The organism is Moraxella sp. K127, assembly GCF_015223095.1.
Taxonomy (GTDB): Bacteria; Pseudomonadota; Gammaproteobacteria; order Pseudomonadales; family Moraxellaceae; genus Moraxella.
In genome coordinates this window covers 1-414 of record NZ_JADFBZ010000119.1, presented here as the reverse complement: position 1 = coordinate 414, position 414 = coordinate 1, and the positions used below count along the sequence as shown (strand labels likewise).

At 44.9% G+C, this 414-nt stretch carries 1 protein-coding gene; it reads right to left on the bottom strand.

The features are described 5' to 3' along the window. The coding region (locus IM753_RS12885; protein WP_194109458.1) for a DUF2345 domain-containing protein at positions 1-414 on the bottom strand (414 nt) is incomplete at both ends.

The following is a 414-nucleotide window of genomic DNA, read 5'->3' as shown; positions in this document are numbered from 1 at the left end:
CATCACCTTCTCATTACTCTTGACTCTAAACACCCCAGGTGTTGTGATAAACACGCCTTGTTCGTTCATTTTAAACTCAGAACCACAGATGTTGATGGATAATTGAGTGGGGCTTGTGATTTGGATTTTGCCTTCTGTTGAGATAATCTCTATGTTGTCTTTGGCGATGTGTTTGATGTTGCCTTGTTGAGCTTGTAGCTCTATGTCGTCTTTGGCGGTGTAGTGTTTAATGCCTCCGGTTTGGACAAAGACTCTGATGCCGTTTTGGACGGTTAGGTTGTACTTTGAGGTGGTGGCAAGGCTTAGGTCTTTGTTTGTGGTGATGGCAAGGTTGTTGTCAGTGGTGATGTGAATGTTTTGTTTGGCAGTCAAGGTCATGCCCGCCAGTGAGCTAAGGACGATGTGTGGGTTTGA